Genomic DNA, 19,330 nt, shown 5'->3' with positions numbered 1-19,330 from the left:
ACGGGGATTTTCAATCCCCTGCTCTACCGACTGAGCTATCCGGGCAACGGGGCGCATTAAACCCGATCTGCCCCCTGCCGTCAACGAAAAATGTTGTTTTCGTTACAGACTGCGCAATCTCTCACCATTTCGCCGCATCCTTAAGCGAAAAAGTGCGTCCAGAGCGCGGAGAGCGGCATGGCGAGCAGCAGTGCGGGGAGCATGTTCACCACGGCAAACATCTTGATCCCACAGATGCGCAGCCCGGTCGCCAACAGCAGCAGGCCGCCGACGGCGGTAAAGTCTGCCATCATTGCCGGCGTGGTGAGCGGGAGAATCAACGTGGCGCAGGTGGCAAGCGCCAGCTGAATAAGCAGCATCGGGACGCTAATCGCCGCCACGGCGACGCCAAGGGTTGTGGCGAAAATGGTGGCGGTGAAGAAATCAAGGAACGCTTTCGCAATCAATATGCTTGGGTCGCCGGTCATCCCTTCCTGCATTGAACCGAAAATCCCGGTGCCGCTGGCGCAAAATAGAATGATGATGGCGACATAGTTTTGAATAAACGACTCGTGCGTGCCGTGTTTCGCCTTGCCGCCCGGTCTGGCTATCAGGTTTTTGGCTTTACTCACCGCGCTGTTAATGCCTTTTTCCAGATAGCAAAATTCGCCAATCAGCGCGCCGAGCAGGGTGGCCAGCACCATCACCGGCAGGTTGGCGCATTTGATCACGAGAAGAATACCGATCCCTAACGATGCCAGGCCGAATATTGAGGGCATGGAGGTGCGAATACGCTCCGGCAATCGCTGGCTCAGCACGGCGCCGAGTACGCCGCCCAGCAATACGGCGCCTGCGTTAATAAATGGCCCGATAACCAAAGTTAACTCCTGTTATTTAATCATTGATATTGCATTATTATGGCACGGCAGGGCTGCGCGGGCCTTAGCTTTGGTTGATTTCGTGCATACTGATTCCTTCTTGCACCTCAAAATAAAAGGTGACATTATTGCGCGAATTTTCTCCTCCCTGTCTCACCGCCCGGTGAGGGTAACTGCGCCTATGAAAACCATGAAAATTGCCGTCAGCCGCGAGCTGCTTTCCACTGTGTCTACTCACCGCGAAAAGGTGACGCTGGACAGCACTGATTTTACCGATGTGGCGGCCGTCGTCATCACAACAGCTGAAAGTCGCAGCGGCATTCTTGCACTGCTGAAACGCACGGGCTTTGAGCTACCGGTGTTTATTTTCTCGCAGGAGCCTACGGATGTACCCGATGGCGCCACCGCGGTTATCTCGGGTAAAGCTCAGGAGTTTCTGGAACTGGAGACCGCTGCCAGTCGTTACGAAGAGAACCTGCTGCCGCCCTTTTTTGACACCCTGAGCCAGTATGTGGAGATGGGCAACAGCACTTTCGCCTGTCCGGGCCACCAGCACGGGGCATTTTTCAAAAAACACCCGGCAGGGCGACAGTTCTATGATTTCTTCGGTGAGAACGTGTTTCGCGCCGACATGTGCAACGCCGACGTGAAGCTGGGCGATCTGCTGATCCACGAAGGGTCCGCCAAGCACGCGCAAAAGTTCGCGGCAAAAGTGTTCAACGCGGACAAAACCTACTTCGTGCTGAACGGTACCTCAGCGGCCAACAAGGTGGTGACCAACGCGCTGCTGACCCGCGGCGACCTGGTGCTGTTCGACCGCAATAACCATAAGTCCAACCACCACGGGGCGCTGATCCAGGCGGGCGCCACGCCGGTTTATCTTGAGGCGGCGCGTAACCCGTTTGGCTTTATTGGCGGGATTGACGACCACTGCTTTGACGATGCCTATCTGCGGGATCTTATCCGCGAGGCGGCGCCGGAAAAGGCCGACGAGGCGCGTCCGTTCCGCCTGGCGATCATTCAGCTTGGCACCTACGACGGGACGATCTACAACGCCCGCCAGGTGATCGACAAGATCGGTCATCTGTGCGACTACATCCTCTTTGACTCCGCCTGGGTGGGCTACGAGCAGTTTATTCCGATGATGGCGGAAACGTCCCCGCTCTTGCTGGAATTGAACGAGAACGATCCGGGGATTTTCGTGACCCAGTCGGTGCACAAACAGCAGGCCGGCTTCTCGCAAACGTCGCAGATCCATAAAAAGGATAACCACATTCGCGGTCAGGCGCGCTTCTGTCCGCACAAGCGGCTGAACAACGCGTTTATGCTGCATGCCTCCACCAGCCCGTTTTATCCTCTGTTCGCCGCGCTGGACGTGAATGCCAAGATCCACGAAGGTGAAAGCGGACGCAGGCTGTGGGCGGAGTGCGTCGAGCTGGGGATTGAGGCGCGCAAGGTGATCATTGCGAATTGCCATATGATCAAACCGTTTATCCCGCCGGTGGTGGCGGGGCGGCCGTGGCAGGATCATCCGACGCACGCCATTGCCAGCGAGCTGCGCTTCTTCAGCTTTGAGCCGGGGGCCAAATGGCACGGCTTTGAGGGCTATGCCCGCGAGCAGTACTTTGTCGATCCGTGTAAGCTCCTGCTGACCACGCCGGGTATCGATGCTGAAACCGGAGAGTACACGGATTTCGGGATCCCGGCGACGATTCTGGCGCACTACCTGCGCGAAAACGGCATCGTGCCGGAGAAATGCGACCTCAACTCGATCCTGTTCCTGCTAACGCCTGCCGAAAGCAGCGAGAAGCTGGCGCAGCTGGTGGCGATGCTGGGCCAGTTCGAACAGCATATTGAAGACGACACGCCGCTGGCGGACGTGCTGCCGACGATCTTCCAGAAATACCCGGTGCGCTACCGGGATTACACCCTCCGCCAGCTGTGCCAGGAGATGCACGATCTCTACGTCAGCTTTGACGTGAAGGATCTGCAGAAGGCGATGTTCCGCAAGGAGAGCCTGCCTGAGGTGGTAATGAACCCGCAGGATGCAAACCGGGCCTATATTCGCGGAGAGGTGGAGCTGGTTCGCATACGGGATGCCGAAGGGCGGATTGCTGCCGAAGGGGCGCTGCCCTATCCGCCGGGCGTGCTGTGCGTGGTGCCGGGTGAAGTCTGGGGCGGGGCGGTACAGCGTTACTTCCTCGCGCTGGAGGAGGGCGTCAACCTGCTGCCGGGCTTCTCGCCGGAGCTGCAGGGAGTTTACAGCGAGAAGGATGCCGACGGGATTAAGCGGCTGTATGGGTATGTATTAAGGTAGCCCCCTCACCCTAACCCTCTCCCCAAAGGGGAGAGGGTACGTTTCATCAAACCGCACTACGCTTGTACATCCTCCTCGGATGCCCAATCTTGCCGTACAGCATCTCCACCGTCAGAAAACCCGCCTCCACGCAGTGCTCCAGATAGCGCCGGGTGGTGGTTTTGCTTAACCCCGTTTCGCTCACCACCTCATCCACGGTAAAGCAGTGCGTTGCCTTGTCGTTGAACAGTGTCTGCACCCGCGCCAGCGTATTTTCCTCAATGCCTTTACTGCCGTTGTCTAGGCGGTAGTTTTTCGCCTGGAGCTGATACAGCGAATCCACGTTCTGCTGGTCGACAATCTTCCAGACCCGCTGCTGTTCTGCAAACTGCACGAACCGCTCCAGCGACTGGCTGAGCCGCTTCCAGGAGACGGGTTTGAGGATGTAGTCGAAAGCGCCGTTGCGAATCGCCTGGCTGCAGGTGTCCATATCGCTGGCGGCAGTAATAAAAATCACCGAGCAGTTGGCGCGGGCCAGCATGGGGTTATTGATAAGCGAGATGCCTTTACCGTCCGGCAGGTAGTTATCCAGCAGCATCAGCTGCGGCTGTTTGCTTTCAAGCTCTGCCTGGGCCGCAGCCAGCGACGAGGCAATGCCTACCAGCCTCAGACGCGGATGTTTGCCTATCAGCTCCGCGTGCAGTTGCGCCAGCTCGTTCTCGTCTTCAACAATCAGTACGTCGATAAGTTCATGTTGCATAGTCGGTGTCTTCCAGTTGCCGGGCGGTTCCCGTGGCCGGGATAAACAAGGAGAAAATGGCGCCGCGCGGGGTATTATCGGCAACTTCTATCGCGCCGCCAGCCTGTGTGACGTAGCTTTCGATCAGATACAGGCCAATCCCATGATCGCCGCGCGTTTTGGTGGTGATGCCGCGTTCAAAGATCCGCTCACGGATCGCCGGTGTAATGCCAACGCCCTGGTCGGCCACTTCAATAATCAGCTCATGTTCGCTGAGCTTTATCAGCACTTCTACCGGCGCGTGGGGAAGCGGCGACCTCTGTGTTGCTTCGATGGCGTTATCCAGCAGGTTGCCAATAATCGAAATCAGCTCTTGCTCACCAAGGGGCAGGAACGGTCTGTCCAGCCGACAGCCCGGGTCGAAACACAGCTCGACGCCTTTCTCCCGCGCGCGGGCGGCTTTCCCCAGCAGCAGGCCGCACAGGGTCGGTGAACTGAAGCGCGAAGAGATAAAGTCCAGAAGCTCCTGGGCATGTTCCGACTGCGCCTGAATGTAGCCAATGGCTTCCTCGTAGCGGCCCATGTGCAGCAGGCCGGAGAGGGTGGTCATCCTGTTTAACTGCTCGTGGCGCATAATGCGGAGGTTATCGACATAGCGTTTGACCTGGCTAAGCTGGGCGCTCAGCGAGTCGATCTCGTTGCGATCGCGGAAGGTGATCACCCAGCCCTGCAGCGAACCCTCAAGCATGATGTGCACCCGGCTGGCAATCACCGTGAGATCGTTAAAACGACAAATCTCGTCATGGGTATCTTTCGCCAGCATCGTCTGCGTGTCGAAGAACGGGACCGGATCGATCACCTGGCTTATCAGCTGTCCGCGCAGCTCGCGGGCCGGCTGGCTCAGACCCAGCAGCTTGCGCGCCGCCTGGTTGATGACTTCAATCCGCCGCCGATCGTCAATGGCAATTACCCCTTCATAAATAGACTCCATCATCGCCTTCTGCTGGCGCACCAGCAGGCCGATCTCGCGCGGCTCAAGGGAGAAGATCTGCTTCTTGATGCTGCGGGTAAAAAACCAGGAGAAGATAAAGAGAGCGATCAGCAGCAGCACGGCGGCAATCAGGATATTGACCACCTTACTGACGGTAATGGTATCAAGGTAGCTGGTCAGATAGCCTACTGAAACAATGCCGACCACCTGTCCGGCGGCGTTGAAGATGGGGGCTTTACTGCGCAGCGAAATGCCCAGCCCGCCTTTGCGGATGGTGGTGGTGCTTTTACCCTGCAACACGGCTTCATTGTCTCCGCCAACCAGGGTTGTGCCCACTCTGTCGGCAAATACGGAGTGAAAAAGATGCTGCCCTTTATTATCACCAATCACAATAAAGCTGGCGTCACTGTGCGCAGAAATCTTCTGCATAAAATCATGGATGGCGTTGATATTCTTTTGTTCAACTTCATTACGCAATGTCGGAATAAGCGCAATCTCTTCAGCCTGTATTTTGGCACGCGTACTCATTTCCTGATAAAGCTGTTTCCCGACGTCGGCATAATAATATCCGCCCAGCAGCGCGAAAAGCACTGAGAAAAAGGCAACCAGCGAAATAAACAGCTTAATCTGGAAAGAGACTTTCATAACTATCACGCGAGGTAGCAGCAAAGATCGCCAATATATCATCTTTTTTCGCGCTGACGCCCGCTTTGCCGAAAACTTGTGATCCCTTGCACAGCGGGCGCTGTAAAAGAGTTATCCTGAAGGCGAACGTACTTCGGGCTGCGCGAGCAAATGTTATTTGTTTGTTCAATTCGGAAAAGAAACCATAAAAACCACGGCCATAAATAAGGTATAAATCACATTAAATAAAAGAAACCATTAAAACCATAGCAGCCATTAAAACTTCGCTTTTAATATGCCATCCCTCACATAAAGTAAGCCTTTGTGACTCTAAGCTGAACGCACAAAATAACCAAGGGGCTTATTATGAGCACAACTGACGATTCTTTCTCTGTTACCCACGACCCGATTGAAATTCAGCAGCCTTCGCTCAAAGAGCGCTGGTGGCATATTATGGATACCTGGAAAGTTGGGATTATTCCTCTGCCGCTGTTCGTTCTGGCGGGCGCGCTGATTGCGATTGATTGCCTGGGCGGAAAACTGCCGAGCGATATCGTGGTCATGGTGGCAACGCTGGCCTTCTTCGGCTTTGCCTGCGGCGAGTTTGGCAAACGCCTGCCGATTGTCGGCAAGCTCGGCGCGGCGGCGATTTGCGCCACCTTTATCCCTTCCGCGCTGGTCTATTATGGCCTGCTGCCGGACGTGGTGGTCGAGTCCACCACCAAATTCTACAAATCCACCAACATTCTCTATCTCTACATCTGCTGCATCATCGTCGGCAGCATCATGAGCATGAACCGCACGGTGCTGATTCAGGGCTTCCTGCGCATCTTCTTCCCGATGCTGTGCGGCGAAATCGTCGGCATGCTGGTGGGGATGGGCGTCGGCCTGGCGCTGGGTCTTGAGCCGTTCCAGATCTTCTTCTTTATCATTCTGCCGATTATGGCGGGCGGCGTCGGGGAAGGGGCGATCCCGCTTTCCATCGGCTATGCCACCCTGCTGCACATGGACCAGGGCGTTGCGCTCGGCCGCGTGCTGCCGATGGTCATGCTCGGCGGTCTGACGGCAATCATCATCTCCGGCTGCCTGAACCAGCTCGGTAAACGCTTCCCGCACCTGACCGGTGAAGGCCAGCTGATGCCTAACCGCGCGAATGCCGATGCAACGGTCTCTCAGCCTGCTTTTTCCGGCAAAGCGGACGTCACCACTATCGCCTCCGGCGCGCTGCTGGCGGTGCTGCTCTACATGCTGGGCATGCTCGGCCACAAGCTGATTGGCCTGCCTGCTCCGGTCGGCATGCTGTTTATGGCGGTCCTGGTGAAGCTCTGCAACGGCGCCTCTCCGCGCCTGCTCGAAGGCTCTCAGGTGGTGTACAAATTCTTCCAGACCTCCGTGACCTACCCAATCCTCTTCGCCGTCGGCGTGGCTATCACCCCGTGGCATGAACTGGTGGCGGCGTTCACCGTCAGCAACCTGCTGGTAATTGTCAGCACCGTTTCTGCACTGGTCGCCACCGGCTTCTTCGTCGGCAAAAAGATTGGTATGCATCCGATTGATGTCGCCATCGTCTCCTGCTGCCAGAGCGGCCAGGGCGGTACCGGCGACGTGGCGATCCTGACCGCAGGCAACCGCATGAGCCTGATGCCGTTCGCCCAGATTGCTACCCGTATCGGCGGGGCGATTAACGTCTCTGTCTCACTGCTGATTCTGGGCAACTTCCTCGTTTAAGTCTTCAGGAAAGAACAATGAAACTCGCAAGCTTTTTATACCAGGGAAAACGCAGCTACGGCATCGTCCAGGCCGACGGCGTGATTGATTTAGGCCGCCGTCTCGGCGACCGCTACAGCGACCTTAAGGCGCTGCTGCAGGGCAACGGGCTGGCGCAGACCACCCGCTACCTGAACGATGCCGTGGACGTACCGCTGAGCGCCATTACCTTCTTACCGGTGATTGAGCAGCCGGAAAAGATCCTCTGCGTGGGCATGAACTATGCCGACAAGCGCAAGGAGTTTGACCAGCATAATCCGGCCCCGACGCTGTTTGTCCGCTTCCCGGATTCACAGACCGGCCACAACGAGCCGGTGCTGAAGCCGCGCCACTCCAGCGAATTCGACTACGAAGGCGAGCTGGCGGTGATCATCGGCAAAGGCGGGGAGAACATCAGCCGCGACGACGCCCTGCGCCACGTGGCGGGCTACAGCTGCTACATGGACGGCTCCGCCCGCGACTGGCAGCACACCTGGTTCACCGCCGGTAAAAACTGGCGCAAAACCGGCGCGTTTGGGCCGTGGATGGCGACGGCTGATGAGATCCCGGATCCGCACCAGCTTGCGATCCGCACCTGGCTGAACGGCCGCATGGTGCAGGAAGACAACACCAGCAGCATGATCCACAAGGTTGCGGAGCTGATCGAGTACATCAGCACCTTCACCCGCCTCAGTCCGGGCGACGTGATCATCACCGGATCTCCGGGCGGGGTGGGTAAAAAGCGCAATCCGCCGCTGTTTATGAAGGAAGGGGATCGCATTGAGGTGGAGATCGAACATATCGGTCATCTGAGCAACGTGATCGTGGAAGCGCCAGCCGTCGGGCTTGCGGCAGCACACTGAGTAAGGCGGCATGAACAGTCAACCCATCGATTTTCGCCACACGCTGGTGGCGAAACACCCGGAACGCTTAAGCCAGATCCGCTACCTGCTGGCAGACAGCGGCCTTGGCCTGGACAACGACATCACGCTGTTTGTCGAAGCCTGGTCCGGTTCGCAGCTGGTGGGTTGCGCAGGGCTTGCCGCCAACGTCATCAAATGCGTGGCGGTCAATGAGCAGCTTCGCGGCGAGAACCTCAGCGCGCGGCTGCTGGCAGAGGTGGAAAATGCGGCGCTGGAGCGCGGCCATTTTCACCTCTTTCTCTGCACCCGTCCGTGCAATCGGGAGCGCTTTGCCCGCAGCGGCTTCTGGCCGATTGCCCAGAGCGGAAACAACGCCGTGCTGATGGAAAACACCCCGCAGGGGATCGAACGCTACTGCCGTTCCCTGCGCGCGAAGCGCAAGTGCGGGGAGAACGTTGGCGCGATAGTGATGAACGCCAACCCGTTCACCCTCGGCCACCGCCATCTGGTGGAGCAGGCGGCGCAGCGGTGCGACGCCCTGCACCTGTTCGTGGTGCGTGAAGACGCCTCGTTCTTCCCGTTCAGCGCGCGCCTCGAGATGGTGCGCGCGGGCGTGGCGCATCTGCCGAACGTGGTGGTGCATGAAGGCTCGCAGTACATCATCTCCCGCGCCACCTTCCCGGCCTACTTCCTGAAGGAAACCGGCAAAGTGCAGCAGGCGTGGAGCGAGATCGACGTGCTGATCTTCCGGGACTTTATCGCCCCGGCGCTCGGCATCACGCACCGCTTCATCGGATCGGAGCCGTTTTGCGATATCACCCGCCAGTACAACCAGACGCTGCACGACCTGCTGGCCTCGCATATCGAGGTGGTGGAAATGCCGCGCATCAAGGCCACCGGCAACGCTATTTCAGCGTCCGAAGTGCGCCGCTTACTGAAGACACAGCAGTTTTCCCGGATCCGGGAGATTGTCCCGGACTCCACCTTCGCGCATCTCGAAACGCATTACCGTGCGAGTGCGGAAGTCGCTTAACTACCAGGAATTTATCATGAAAATTGTAAGGGAGGCGCTGGCCGGAACGCAGGAGTCCAGCGACCTGATGGTGAAAATCGCTCCCGCTCACGGCGAGCTGGAGATAGTCATCCACAGTGAAGTGATTAAGCAGTTTGGCGAGCAAATTCGCCAGGTGGTCAACGACACGTTGCGCGCCATGAACGTGCACCAGGGATTAATCATTATTGAAGACAAAGGGGCGCTGGACTGTGTGATCCGCGCCCGCCTGCAAAGCGCGCTGATGCGTGCAGCCGATGAACAGGCCATCAACTGGGGGGCGCTGAAATGAGCAAACTCCGCCGCAGCATGTTGTTCCTGCCGGGCGCCAACGCCGCCATGCTTTCCACCGCATTTATCTACCGTCCCGACTCCATCATGTTTGATCTTGAGGACGCCGTCGCCCTGCGCGAGAAGGATACCGCGCGCATGCTGGTGTTCCATGCCCTGCAGCACCCGATGTATCAGGATATCGAAACCGTGGTGCGCATTAACCCGCTCAGCACGCCGTTTGGCCTGCTGGATCTGGAGGCTGCCGTGCGGGCCGGCGTGGACGTGATCCGCCTGCCGAAAACCGACACGCCGGACGATATCTACGAGCTGGAAGGCCACCTCGAACGCATCGAGCAGGAGTGCGGCCGCGAGGTCGGCTCCACCCGCGTGATGGCGGCGATTGAGTCGGCCATTGGCGTCATCAACGCCGTGGCGATTGCCCGCAGCTCTGTGCGCCTCATCGGCATCGCGCTGGCCGCCTTTGACTACGTGATGGACATGCAGACCGAGCGCGGCGACGGCACCGAGCTGTTCTACGCCCGCTGCGCCGTGCTGCACGCCGCCCGCGCGGCGGGTATCGACGCCTTCGACGTGGTGTGGTCAGACGTTAACGACGAGGCCGGGTTCCTGCGCGAGGTCGATCTGATCCGCAAGATGGGCTTTAACGGCAAATCTCTGATTAACCCGCGCCAGATTGATCTGCTGCACAACGCCTACGCCCCGACTCAGGAAGAGGTGGATCACGCCAAAAGGGTGATTGAGGCGGCAGAAGAGGGCGAGCGTAACGGCCTGGGCGTGGTATCGCTCAACGGCAAAATGGTGGATGCACCGATTATTAACCACGCGCAGGTGGTGCTGGAGCGCGCGGCGGCCTCCGGCGTGCGTCGGTAAGGATAAAATAATGAATCAGACAGAACTTCTTCACGTGAATTTTCCCCATTTGCGGGACTTAAAACCCTTTGATACCGCCCACAGCGCCACGCCCTGGCTGGCGGACAGCGACGCGAAGCACAGCCGCAAGCTCTGCGCCTCTGTTGAGGAGGCGGTGATGCGAAGCGGCTTGCAGGACGGGATGACCATCTCCTTCCATCACGCGTTCCGCGAAGGCGACCGGGTGATCAACACCGTCGTGGCGCTGCTGGCGCGAATGGGCTTCAAAAACCTGACGCTGGCTTCCAGCTCGCTGATGACCTGCAACGACGCGCTGATCGAGCATATTGAAAGCGGCGTCATCACCCGGATTTATACCTCCGGTATGCGCGGCAGGCTGGCGGACGCGATCTCCCACGGGTTGATGGACGAGCCGGTGCAAATTCACTCCCACGGCGGTCGCGTGAAGCTGCTCCAGGACGGCGAGCTGAATATTGACGTGGCGTTTCTCGGCGTGCCGTGCAGCGATGAGTTTGGCAACGCGAACGGGACGCACGGCAAATCGTGCTGCGGCTCCCTGGGCTACGCCATGGTGGACGCGCACTTTGCCCGCAAGGTAGTGCTGCTGACCGAAGAACTGGTGCCGTTTCCGAATATGCCCGCCAGCCTGGTGCAGGACCAGGTGGACTACATCGTGCAGGTTGAGAGCGTGGGCGACCCGGCGAAAATCAGCGTCGGCGCGGCGCGCGTCACCAGCAACCCGCGCGAGCTGATGATCGCCCGCTATGCGGCGGACGTCATTGAACACTCCGGCTACTTCAAACCGGGCTTCTCGATGCAGACCGGCTCCGGCGCGGCGGCGACCGCCTGCACGCGCTTTATGGAAGAGAAGATGGAGCGCAGCGGCGTGAAGGCGCGCTTTGCGCTCGGCGGCATCACCGGCAGCCTGGTGGATCTGCACGAGAAGGGGCTCATCGAAAAGCTGCTCGATACCCAGTGCTTTGACGGCCAGGCGGCGGCCTCGCTGGCGCGCAACCCGAACCACGTGGAGATCTCCACCAACGTCTACGCCAACCCCGGCAGCAAGGCGGCAAGCTGCGACCAGCTTGACGTGGTGATCCTCAGCGCCCTCGAAATCGACGTCGATTTCAACGTCAACGTTATCACCGGCTCCGACGGGGTGATGCGCGGCGCGTCCGGTGGACACTGCGACGTGGCCGCCGCGGCAAACCTGACCATCGTCGTAGCGCCGCTGTTGCGCAGCCGCATTCCGACGGTCGTGAAGCGGGTTACCACGCGCCTCACGCCGGGCGAGAGCATCGACGTGCTGGTCACCGACCACGGCATTGCGGTCAACCCGGCGCGCCCGGAGATCCGCGAGCGGCTGCTGGAAGCCGGGCTCAAAGTTGTGGATATCAGCGCGCTTTACGAGCGGGCGATTTCTCTGACGGGCGTACCTAAACCGATTGAATTTACCGACAAAATCGTCGGGGTGATCCGCTACCGCGACGGCAGCGTGATCGACACCGTACGACAGGTGAAGGAGGAAGTGTGATTTTAGCGACACCCGTGCGGGCGGGTGTCAGCCTGGACGAACTGCTGGCGGCGAAAGAGCGCCGCGCAGCGCGCCAGGCTGACATGCTCAAGCACTATCAACAACCGGTGATTTCCCTCACGCTGGTCACGCCAGGGGAGATCAAGGACAGCCTGCGCTATCGCAACACCATGGGCGTGGCGCTGCAGATGTGCGACCAGCTGCTGTGGGAAAACCGCTGGCAGGTGCTGGACCGCCAGGTTCTATGGCTCCCGACCGGGCCGGAGGCCCTGTGGTGCGTGGCCCACCCGGCGGCGGAAATCAAAGCGCACTGTTCGGATTTGGAGCAGACGCACCCGCTCGGCAGGCTGTGGGATCTGGACGTGATCTGCCCTCAGCACGGCCACGTCGGGCGTCAGTCGCTGGGCGCAAATTTAAGGCGTTGTCTGATCTGCGACGAGCCCGCTCATGCCTGTTCCCGTTCGCGCGCTCATCCTGTGGAGCAGGTGGTTTCCCGCGTGGAGAAGATGATCGATGACTGGTTTGCTCGCGACTAAACCGCGCCCGGTTGACGTACCCGCGCTTGCCGAAGCGGCGCTGTGGCAGGAGCTGGAGCTGACGCCCAAGCCGGGGCTGGTGGACAAGCTCAATAACGGTTCCCATCGCGATATGGACCACGCGCTGTTCGTCCGCAGCATTGCGGCGATTACGCCGTGGTTTTCGCGCTTTGCCGAGCTCGGTAACGCGCATGGGGATAAACCCGCTGACGCACAGCTTCGCATTATCCGCCCGATGGGGATGGCCTGCGAGCAGGCGATGTACGCCGCGACGAACGGAGTGAACACCCACAAGGGCGGGATTTTTGCCCTGGGTTTACTGTGCTTCGCCGCCGGGCGTGTGAAACATATCTCCGCAGACAGCCTCTGCTGTGAGGTAAGTAACATCTGCAGCGGGCTGGTGTCTCGGGAGCTGGCCGCGCGCGGCGGACAGGCGACGGCGGGCGAGCGGCAGTTTCAGCAGTACGGCTTAACCGGCGCGCGCGGAGAGGCGGAAAGCGGCTTTGCGACGGCGCGTAAGGCGCTGGCGCAGTGGAACGGACAGTCGCTTCACGGCCTGCTGTTGCGCCTGATGGCGGTCAATCAGGACAGTAATCTCGTCTCGCGCGGCGGCATTGAAGGGCTGCGCTACGTTCAGGGCTACGCGCGGGAATTACTGGCGAGTGGCTGGGATCGCGAGGCGCTGCTTAAGATGGATAAGGCATTGATTGAACGCAATCTGAGCCCGGGCGGCAGCGCGGATTTGCTGTCTGTGGGGTGGGTGCTGTCTGGAATAAAATAGCCGGGTGGCGGCTTCGCCTTACCCGGCCTACGGTCTGGTTTTGTAGGCCCGGTAAGCGTTAGCGCCACCGGGCACAACAATCAATGCGCGATTGGCTGCGCACCGTGTGGTTCACGCACGTGCTTGTACTTGAACAGCGCGATGAACGCGAAGAACAGCACCAGCGAGTACGCCGCGAAGATCAGCCACACCGGCTGCCAGTTAGTGATGCCGTTGGTGGTGTACATCTCAACCACTTTACCGCTCACCACGCCGCCCAGAATACAGCCGAAGCCGTTGGTCATCATCAGGAACATACCCTGCGCGCTGGCGCGAATTTCAGGCTTCACCTCTTTTTCCACAAACACCGAACCGGAGATGTTGAAGAAGTCGAAGGCGCAGCCGTAAACGATCATCGACAGTACCAGCAGTACGGTGCCGAACGGGCTTGGGTCGCCGTAGGCGAACAGACCGAAGCGCAGCATCCATGCCGCGATACTGATCAGCATGACGTTCTTGATGCCGTAGCGGCTCAGGAAGAACGGGATGGTCAGGATGAACAGCGTCTCAGAGATCTGAGAGATGGACATCATCACCGACGCATGTTCAACGATAAAGCTGCCGGAGAACAGCGGGTTGTTATCGAAGCTGTGCAGGAAGGTGTTGCCGAACATGTTGGTGATCTGCAGCTCTGCGCCCAGCAGCATGGAGAAGATAAAGAAGATCGCCATGCGTTTGTTTTTAAACAGCGCGAACGCGTCCAGGCCGAGCATGGTGCTCCAGCTCTGGTTTTTCTGCTGGTTAGAAACCGGAATGGTTGGCAGCGTCAGGGTGAAGATCGCCAGCAGCACGGAGAGCGCTGCGCCGATATAGAGCTGCATATGGCTCAGTTCGAAGCCCGCGAAGCTCACGCCCCACATCGCCATGATAAAGCCGATAGTTCCCCAGATACGGATTGGCGGGAAATCGGTCACGATATCCATATCCGCGGACTTCAGGCGGTAGTAGGAGATGGTGTTGATCAGGCCAAGCGTTGGCATATAGGCCAGCGAGTTAAGCAGGATCACCATGAACATCGCCCCCGGCGTGGTCACCTGGGCTGCCATAAACAGCGTCCCCGCGCCCACCAGATGGCAAAGCATGTACAGCCATTTCGCACTCAACCATTTATCCGCCACGATGCCCAGCAGCGTTGGCATGAAGACAGCCGCAATACCGAGCGAGCTGTAAACGGCACCGATTGACGCACCGTCGAACTTGAGCGTCACAAACATATAGGAGCCGAGTGTAGTCAGCCAGCTACCCCACAGGCAGAACTGCAGAAACGACAATATTTTAAGCTGCAGCTTAAGGTTCATGTTACTTTCCTCACAAGTGAGCGGGAGATATGTTGTTTTGGGAACATTCAGGGTTGTTATTTGATGCAATTCTATCAGTTGGCAACGATATGTTTTGTTACCTCCCGCAAAAAAATGCAATCCACATTAATTTGCAGTTTGGATTGTGATGCAAATAACATTTTCGTATGGGTGGTGTTGGATGGGTGCGGCCTGATGCCCTCACCCTGACCCTCTCCCCCAGGGAGAGGGGAAACAGAACACCTTCTCCCAGAGGGGAGAAGGTGTGCCGATCACCGGCGACGATAGTTCTTCTGCACCGTATTCACCTTATACAGATAGCGACGGGATTCCGCAGACGGGTGGCGGGTGGTGAGGGTAGAGTAGACATCCCCCGGCGCCATGCTGTTGATGATGTTTGCGGCCTGCACTTTGTCATTCGAGAAGACGCGCAGCACGCTGCCCGCGCCGCCGTTATAGGCGGTGATCACCGCATAGCGGCGTGACGTTGGGTTATCAATTCCGCCCAGGTACACATTGTTCAGCATCGCCAGGTAGGCCGTGCCGGTATCAATGTTGCTCTGCGGATCGAACAGATAGCTGCGGCTCGGCGTGCCGGATTTCCCCTGCGCGCGGAAGACGTCTTTACCGGCGCTGTGCTGCACTACCTGCATCAGCCCCAGGGCGTCGGAACGGCTTACCGCGTACGGGTTGAACGAGGATTCGGTCTGCATAATCGCCAGGATCAGCGACTCATCCACGCCGTACTTGCGCGAGGCCTGACGCACCATCCCAATGTACTTATGCGCGCGCTTGTCTAGGTGGTTCGGGACGAGGTTGATGGTGACGCTGTAGATAATCTTCAGACCGTTAGAGCGGCTTTTCAGGCGCGTCTGCAGCAGGTAGTCGGCAAATTTCGTGGCGCGACCTTCCCAGCGGATCGGCTGGCCGGTCTGATCGACAACCTGGCCGTACAGGAACGGCTCTTTCGAGATCGTGATATCGTCGGCATCGGAGTAGAGATCGATAGATCCAGGATCGTCACCCATCAGCAGGGTTTTGACGATCGCCTGACGCAGTCGTGCCGCAGGGTCGGTGCCTGCGATGGTTTCAACCGTGATCGTCCCCTCATCAAAGTTGATGTGGCTTCGGGTCTGATAGGCGTCGGTGTACTTAACGTAGTCCTTCGGTCCGGCAATAAGAACTTCGTTAAATCCCCATATATTCTCGATGTTGTGGGCAAACTGCCCCATCAAAATGTCAAAACCGTTGGTGTCCTTGATCCAGGCTTCGTTGTAATCTTCGCCTTTTTTTGACGAACACGAGACAAGCAACGGCGCAACAAGGGCTAGCGCTAAAAGTTTTTTCATCATTCCGGGAGTGCGTGTTGTGTTTGCTTTAACGGCGGGGTTTCCCCCGCACGCTGTTATTTTTCCGGTGGCGTATAGCCTTCGATGTGCACGTCTTTACCTTCGAACAGGAAGCTCACCATCTCCTGCTCAAGCAGCTTTCGGTGTTCCGGGTTCATCATGCTGAGTTTTTTCTCGTTGATCAGCATGGTCTGCTTTTTCTGCCACTGTCCCCAGGCTTCTTTGGATATTTCATTGTAGATGCGTTTACCCAGGTCGCCCGGATAAAGCTGGAAATCCTGGCCTTCAGCGTCACGCTGCAGGAAAGTACAAAAAATCGTTCTGGCCATACTCATTCCTCTTTTTCTTGTCGATGCTAAACCATTGCACCGGCACGTAATTGCTGTAACAGGCGCTCCACGGGAGCCGCCAGTCCGACTGATGGCGGTTGCGCTAAGTTATACCAGAGAGCGGTGCCTTCATCCATGCACGAGGCAAATGACGACACGGGAAGCCACATGGGTACAATATCCAGGTGGAAATGGCTGAACGTATGGCGAAACGCGGTCAGCTGCGTCAGGTTATCGGCAGCAATCCCGCGCTGTTTAAGCCATTCACGCAGCAAATCTTCATCTTCAAACTGTGGGAAGCAGTATAGACCACCCCACAGACCGCTCGGTGGACGCTGGGCGAGGAAGACCTCGTCGCCGTGCTGCATCAGCAGCATGTAGCCGGTGCGCTCCGGCAGCGTCTGTTTGGGTTTCTTACCCGGATATTGCGCCCATGAATGGTTGGCATATGCCACGCAGAGATTATTCACCGGGCAGAGTTCGCATTTTGGTTTTGAGCGCGTGCAGACCATCGCGCCGAGATCCATCATCGCCTGGTTGAAACGCTCGACGCCGTTAGCCGGGGTGACCGCTTCACTTATTTCCCAAAGACGTTTTTCAACGTCCTTCTTCCCCGGCCAGCCGTCGACGGCGTAGCAGCGTGCCAGCACGCGCTTCACGTTGCCGTCGAGGATCGGGAAATGCTTGCCTAAAGACAGGGAGAGAATGGCGCCTGCGGTTGAACGTCCGACGCCGGGCAAGTCCGCCACCTCGTCGAAGGTTTCCGGGAATTTCCCGTTGTGGCGCATGGCAACCTGCTGTGCGGCCTTGTGAAGGTTACGCGCGCGGGCGTAATAGCCAAGACCGGTCCACAGGTGCAGGACCTCGTCCAGCGGGGCGTTGGCCAGATCGGTCACCGTCGGGAAGCGCGCCATAAAACGCTCGAAGTAAGGGATCACCGTGGCGACCTGCGTTTGTTGCAACATCACCTCGGAGAGCCATACTTTGTAAGGCGTTTTTTCAATTTGCCAGGGCAGGGTTTTACGCCCGTATTTGTCGTACCAGTCCAGCACCTGGGCTGAAAATTGAGAGGCTTGCATGGTCATCGATTCGCATAATCAGGGACGCAGATTGCAGCACAGCGTCAATCTGCTGTAAACCGGATCTTTCCCATGCTTGCATAGAAGCCTTAACTTTGGATAATGCCCGTTTCCCGAACATTCTCACAAGCAGACAACTCTTTTATGAAAAACGACGTCATTTCACCGGAATTTGATGAAAACGGTCGCCCGCTGCGCCGTATTCGCAGCTTTGTCCGCCGTCAGGGTCGCCTGACAAAAGGGCAGCAACACGCGCTGGACAACTACTGGCCGGTGATGGGCGTTGAGTTCAGCGAGCAGCCTCTGGATTTTGCTGAACTGTTTGGCCGCGAAGCACCCGTCACGCTGGAGATCGGGTTTGGTATGGGCACCTCGCTGGTGGCCATGGCGAAAGCGCGACCGGAGCAGAACTTCCTCGGTATCGAAGTCCACTCCCCGGGCGTGGGTGCATGCCTGGCAACGGCCCATGAAGAGGGCGTTGAGAACCTGCGCGTGATGTGTCACGACGCGGTGGAAGTGCTGCATAAAATGATTCCTGACAATTCTTTAACCATGGTTCAGCTCTTTTTCCCTGACCCGTGGCACAAAGCACGTCATAATAAACGCCGTATCGTTCAGGCACCGTTTGCCGAGCTGGTGAAAAGTAAGCTGAAGCTTGGCGGTGTCTTCCATATGGCAACCGACTGGGAACCGTATGCGGAACATATGCTGGAAGTTATGTCGTCGCTTGACGGTTACAAAAACCAGTCTGCGAGCAACGACTATGTACCGCGTCCGGAATCGCGTCCGGTAACGAAATTTGAACAGCGTGGCCATCGTCTTGGTCACGGTGTATGGGACTTAATGTTCGAGAGGGTGAAATAATGGCAAAGAATCGTAGCCGTCGTCTGCGTAAAAAGATGCACATCGAAGAATTCCAGGAAGTGGGCTTCTCCGTTGCGTGGCGTTTCCCGGAAGGCACCAGTGTAGAGCAGATCGATCAGGACGTGGATGCGTTCATCAATGACGTGATTGAGCCAAACAAGCTAGCCTTCGACGGTAGCGGCTACCTGGCCTGGGAAGGTCTGATCTGCACCCAGGAAGTGGGTAAATGCACCGAAGAACATCAGGCGCTGGTACGTAAATGGCTTGAAGACCACAAGCTCGAAGATGTCCGCGTCAGCGAACTTTTCGACGTTTGGTGGGACTAATAAAGCAGTAAGGGGCCAGCATTAGCTGGCCCATTTTGTCTGAGGGAGTGTTTAAGATGCGCAAAACGTTGCTCGCTGTTGCTTTGATGGCAACCGGATTCACCGCTCATGCGGATTATCAATGTAGCGTCACCCCGCGTGATGACGTGGTGTTAAGCCCGCAAACCGTGCAGGTCAAAGGCGAGAACGGCAATCTGGTGATTACGCCGGATGGTAACGTGACGTTTAACGGCAAGCCGCAAAACCTGACTGCCGCGCAGCGCGAGCAGGCGAAGGATTATCAGGCTGAGCTGCGTACCGCGCTGCCGTGGATTAACGACGGCGCGCTGACCCGCGTTGAGAAAAGCCGCGTCGCGCTGGATAAGATCATTACTAAAGAAGTGGGTGAGAGCAGCAACATGCGCACCCGCCTGACGAAGCTCGATAAGCAGCTTAAAGAGCAGATGAACCGCATTATCGAGACGCGCACCGACGGCCTGACGTTCCACTACAAGGCGATCGATCAGGTCCGTGCTGACGGGCAGCAGCTGGTGAATCAGGCGATGGGCGGCATCCTGCAGGACAGCATCAACGAAATGGGGGCGAAAGCCGTGCTGAAAGGCGGCGGTAACCCGCTGCAGGGCGTGCTGGGCAGCCTGGGCGGCTTGCAGACCTCCATTCAGAACGAGTGGAAGAACCAGGAAGATGATTTCCAGCAGTTCGGCAAAGACGTGTGTAAACGCGTGGTGTCGCTGGAAGATAGCCGGAAGGCGCTGGTGGGGACGCTTAAGTAAGATCTCTGCGCGTTGGGCCCCTCACCCCGACCCTCTCCCCATGGGAGAGGGTGTAATCGTTCCCTCTCCCTGTGGGAGAGGGTTAGGGTGA

19 protein-coding genes are annotated in these 19,330 nt (G+C 58.0%); 12 read left to right on the top strand and 7 right to left on the bottom strand.

Annotation, left to right across the window (positions count from 1 at the left end):
• Nucleotides 1–140 precede the first annotated feature (140 nt).
• Nucleotides 141–857, bottom strand: coding sequence for a DUF554 domain-containing protein (locus tag ADJ24_RS01365; protein ID WP_023309150.1), 717 nt, complete (start codon nt 855–857; stop codon nt 141–143).
• A gap of 181 nt (nt 858–1,038) precedes the next feature.
• Between ADJ24_RS01365 and ADJ24_RS01360 the strand changes: the two genes are divergently transcribed.
• Nucleotides 1,039–3,174 carry an ornithine decarboxylase gene (locus ADJ24_RS01360; RefSeq protein WP_023309149.1) on the top strand — a complete coding sequence of 712 codons (2,136 nt, stop codon included), beginning with the start codon at nt 1,039–1,041 and terminating at the stop codon, nt 3,172–3,174.
• A 46-nt stretch (nt 3,175–3,220) separates the two neighbouring features.
• On the opposite strand, the gene ADJ24_RS01355 is transcribed toward ADJ24_RS01360, so the two are convergent.
• Together ADJ24_RS01355 and ADJ24_RS01350 are read right to left on the bottom strand one after the other, a co-directional pair.
• Nucleotides 3,221–3,913, bottom strand: coding sequence for a response regulator (locus ADJ24_RS01355; RefSeq protein WP_023309148.1), 693 nt, complete (start codon nt 3,911–3,913; stop codon nt 3,221–3,223).
• On the bottom strand, nt 3,903–5,528 hold the full coding sequence (locus ADJ24_RS01350; RefSeq protein WP_023309147.1) for an ATP-binding protein: 1,626 nt from the start codon (nt 5,526–5,528) through the stop codon (nt 3,903–3,905). The genes ADJ24_RS01355 and ADJ24_RS01350 overlap by 11 nt, the downstream gene beginning before the upstream one ends.
• Nucleotides 5,529–5,873: 345 nt before the next feature.
• Between ADJ24_RS01350 and ADJ24_RS01345 the strand changes: the two genes are divergently transcribed.
• Genes ADJ24_RS01345 through citG form a run of 8 tightly spaced genes read left to right on the top strand, consistent with a single transcriptional unit; the run spans nt 5,874 to nt 13,182 of the window.
• Entirely contained in the window at nt 5,874–7,235 is a 1,362-nt protein-coding gene (locus ADJ24_RS01345) for a 2-hydroxycarboxylate transporter family protein (RefSeq protein WP_023309146.1), read from the top strand.
• A 17-nt stretch (nt 7,236–7,252) separates the two neighbouring features.
• The gene (locus ADJ24_RS01340; protein ID WP_023309145.1) at nt 7,253–8,116 is read left to right on the top strand and encodes a fumarylacetoacetate hydrolase family protein; all 864 of its coding nucleotides are present in this window, start codon (nt 7,253–7,255) and stop codon (nt 8,114–8,116) included.
• A 10-nt stretch (nt 8,117–8,126) separates the two neighbouring features.
• Nucleotides 8,127–9,149: a [citrate (pro-3S)-lyase] ligase gene (gene citC, locus ADJ24_RS01335; RefSeq protein ID WP_023309144.1), complete on the top strand. Its 1,023-nt coding sequence runs from the start codon at nt 8,127–8,129 to the stop codon at nt 9,147–9,149.
• A gap of 16 nt (nt 9,150–9,165) precedes the next feature.
• Nucleotides 9,166–9,459 carry a citrate lyase acyl carrier protein gene (gene citD / locus ADJ24_RS01330; RefSeq protein ID WP_008499773.1) on the top strand — a complete coding sequence of 98 codons (294 nt, stop codon included), beginning with the start codon at nt 9,166–9,168 and terminating at the stop codon, nt 9,457–9,459.
• Nucleotides 9,456–10,331 (top strand): citrate (pro-3S)-lyase subunit beta, encoded by an 876-nt coding sequence (citE, locus tag ADJ24_RS01325; RefSeq protein WP_023309143.1) that lies wholly within the window; start codon nt 9,456–9,458, stop codon nt 10,329–10,331. The genes citD and citE overlap by 4 nt, the downstream gene beginning before the upstream one ends.
• Nucleotides 10,332–10,341: 10 nt before the next feature.
• Nucleotides 10,342–11,865, top strand: coding sequence for a citrate lyase subunit alpha (gene citF / locus ADJ24_RS01320; protein WP_023309142.1), 1,524 nt, complete (start codon nt 10,342–10,344; stop codon nt 11,863–11,865).
• Nucleotides 11,862–12,401, top strand: coding sequence for a citrate lyase holo-[acyl-carrier protein] synthase (gene citX, locus ADJ24_RS01315; RefSeq protein WP_023309141.1), 540 nt, complete (start codon nt 11,862–11,864; stop codon nt 12,399–12,401). The genes citF and citX overlap by 4 nt, the downstream gene beginning before the upstream one ends.
• Nucleotides 12,379–13,182: a triphosphoribosyl-dephospho-CoA synthase CitG gene (gene citG, locus ADJ24_RS01310; RefSeq protein ID WP_023309140.1), complete on the top strand. Its 804-nt coding sequence runs from the start codon at nt 12,379–12,381 to the stop codon at nt 13,180–13,182. Before citX ends, citG begins: the two co-directional genes overlap by 23 nt.
• Before the next feature lie 80 nt (nt 13,183–13,262).
• Here citG and ADJ24_RS01305 read toward each other — a convergent pair whose 3' ends face one another.
• The 4 genes from ADJ24_RS01305 to mutY all read right to left on the bottom strand — a co-directional run bounded on the left by ADJ24_RS01305 (nt 13,263) and on the right by mutY (nt 17,276).
• The gene (locus tag ADJ24_RS01305; protein WP_008499767.1) at nt 13,263–14,519 is read right to left on the bottom strand and encodes a nucleoside permease; all 1,257 of its coding nucleotides are present in this window, start codon (nt 14,517–14,519) and stop codon (nt 13,263–13,265) included.
• 272 nt (nt 14,520–14,791) lie between these two features.
• On the bottom strand, nt 14,792–15,868 hold the full coding sequence (gene mltC / locus ADJ24_RS01300) for a membrane-bound lytic murein transglycosylase MltC (protein WP_032667934.1): 1,077 nt from the start codon (nt 15,866–15,868) through the stop codon (nt 14,792–14,794).
• A gap of 56 nt (nt 15,869–15,924) precedes the next feature.
• Nucleotides 15,925–16,197, bottom strand: coding sequence for an oxidative damage protection protein (locus ADJ24_RS01295; protein ID WP_023309138.1), 273 nt, complete (start codon nt 16,195–16,197; stop codon nt 15,925–15,927).
• A gap of 26 nt (nt 16,198–16,223) precedes the next feature.
• On the bottom strand, nt 16,224–17,276 hold the full coding sequence (mutY, locus tag ADJ24_RS01290) for an A/G-specific adenine glycosylase (protein WP_168964397.1): 1,053 nt from the start codon (nt 17,274–17,276) through the stop codon (nt 16,224–16,226).
• 144 nt (nt 17,277–17,420) lie between these two features.
• Between mutY and trmB the strand changes: the two genes are divergently transcribed.
• The 3 genes from trmB to ADJ24_RS01275 are packed head-to-tail and all read left to right on the top strand — an operon-like array spanning nt 17,421 to nt 19,239.
• Complete coding sequence (trmB, locus tag ADJ24_RS01285; protein WP_023309136.1) at nt 17,421–18,140, top strand: tRNA (guanosine(46)-N7)-methyltransferase TrmB; 720 nt, start codon at nt 17,421–17,423, stop codon at nt 18,138–18,140.
• Nucleotides 18,140–18,466, top strand: coding sequence for a YggL family protein (locus tag ADJ24_RS01280; protein WP_014885198.1), 327 nt, complete (start codon nt 18,140–18,142; stop codon nt 18,464–18,466). The genes trmB and ADJ24_RS01280 overlap by 1 nt, the downstream gene beginning before the upstream one ends.
• Before the next feature lie 56 nt (nt 18,467–18,522).
• The gene (locus ADJ24_RS01275) at nt 18,523–19,239 is read left to right on the top strand and encodes a DUF2884 domain-containing protein (RefSeq protein WP_023309135.1); all 717 of its coding nucleotides are present in this window, start codon (nt 18,523–18,525) and stop codon (nt 19,237–19,239) included.
• The last annotated feature ends 91 nt before the right edge of the window (nt 19,240–19,330 follow it).

The organism is Enterobacter sp. 940_PEND (assembly GCF_001059415.1).
Lineage (GTDB): Bacteria > Pseudomonadota > Gammaproteobacteria > Enterobacterales > Enterobacteriaceae > Enterobacter > Enterobacter cloacae_M.
This window is presented reverse-complemented; position numbering and strand designations above follow the sequence as displayed.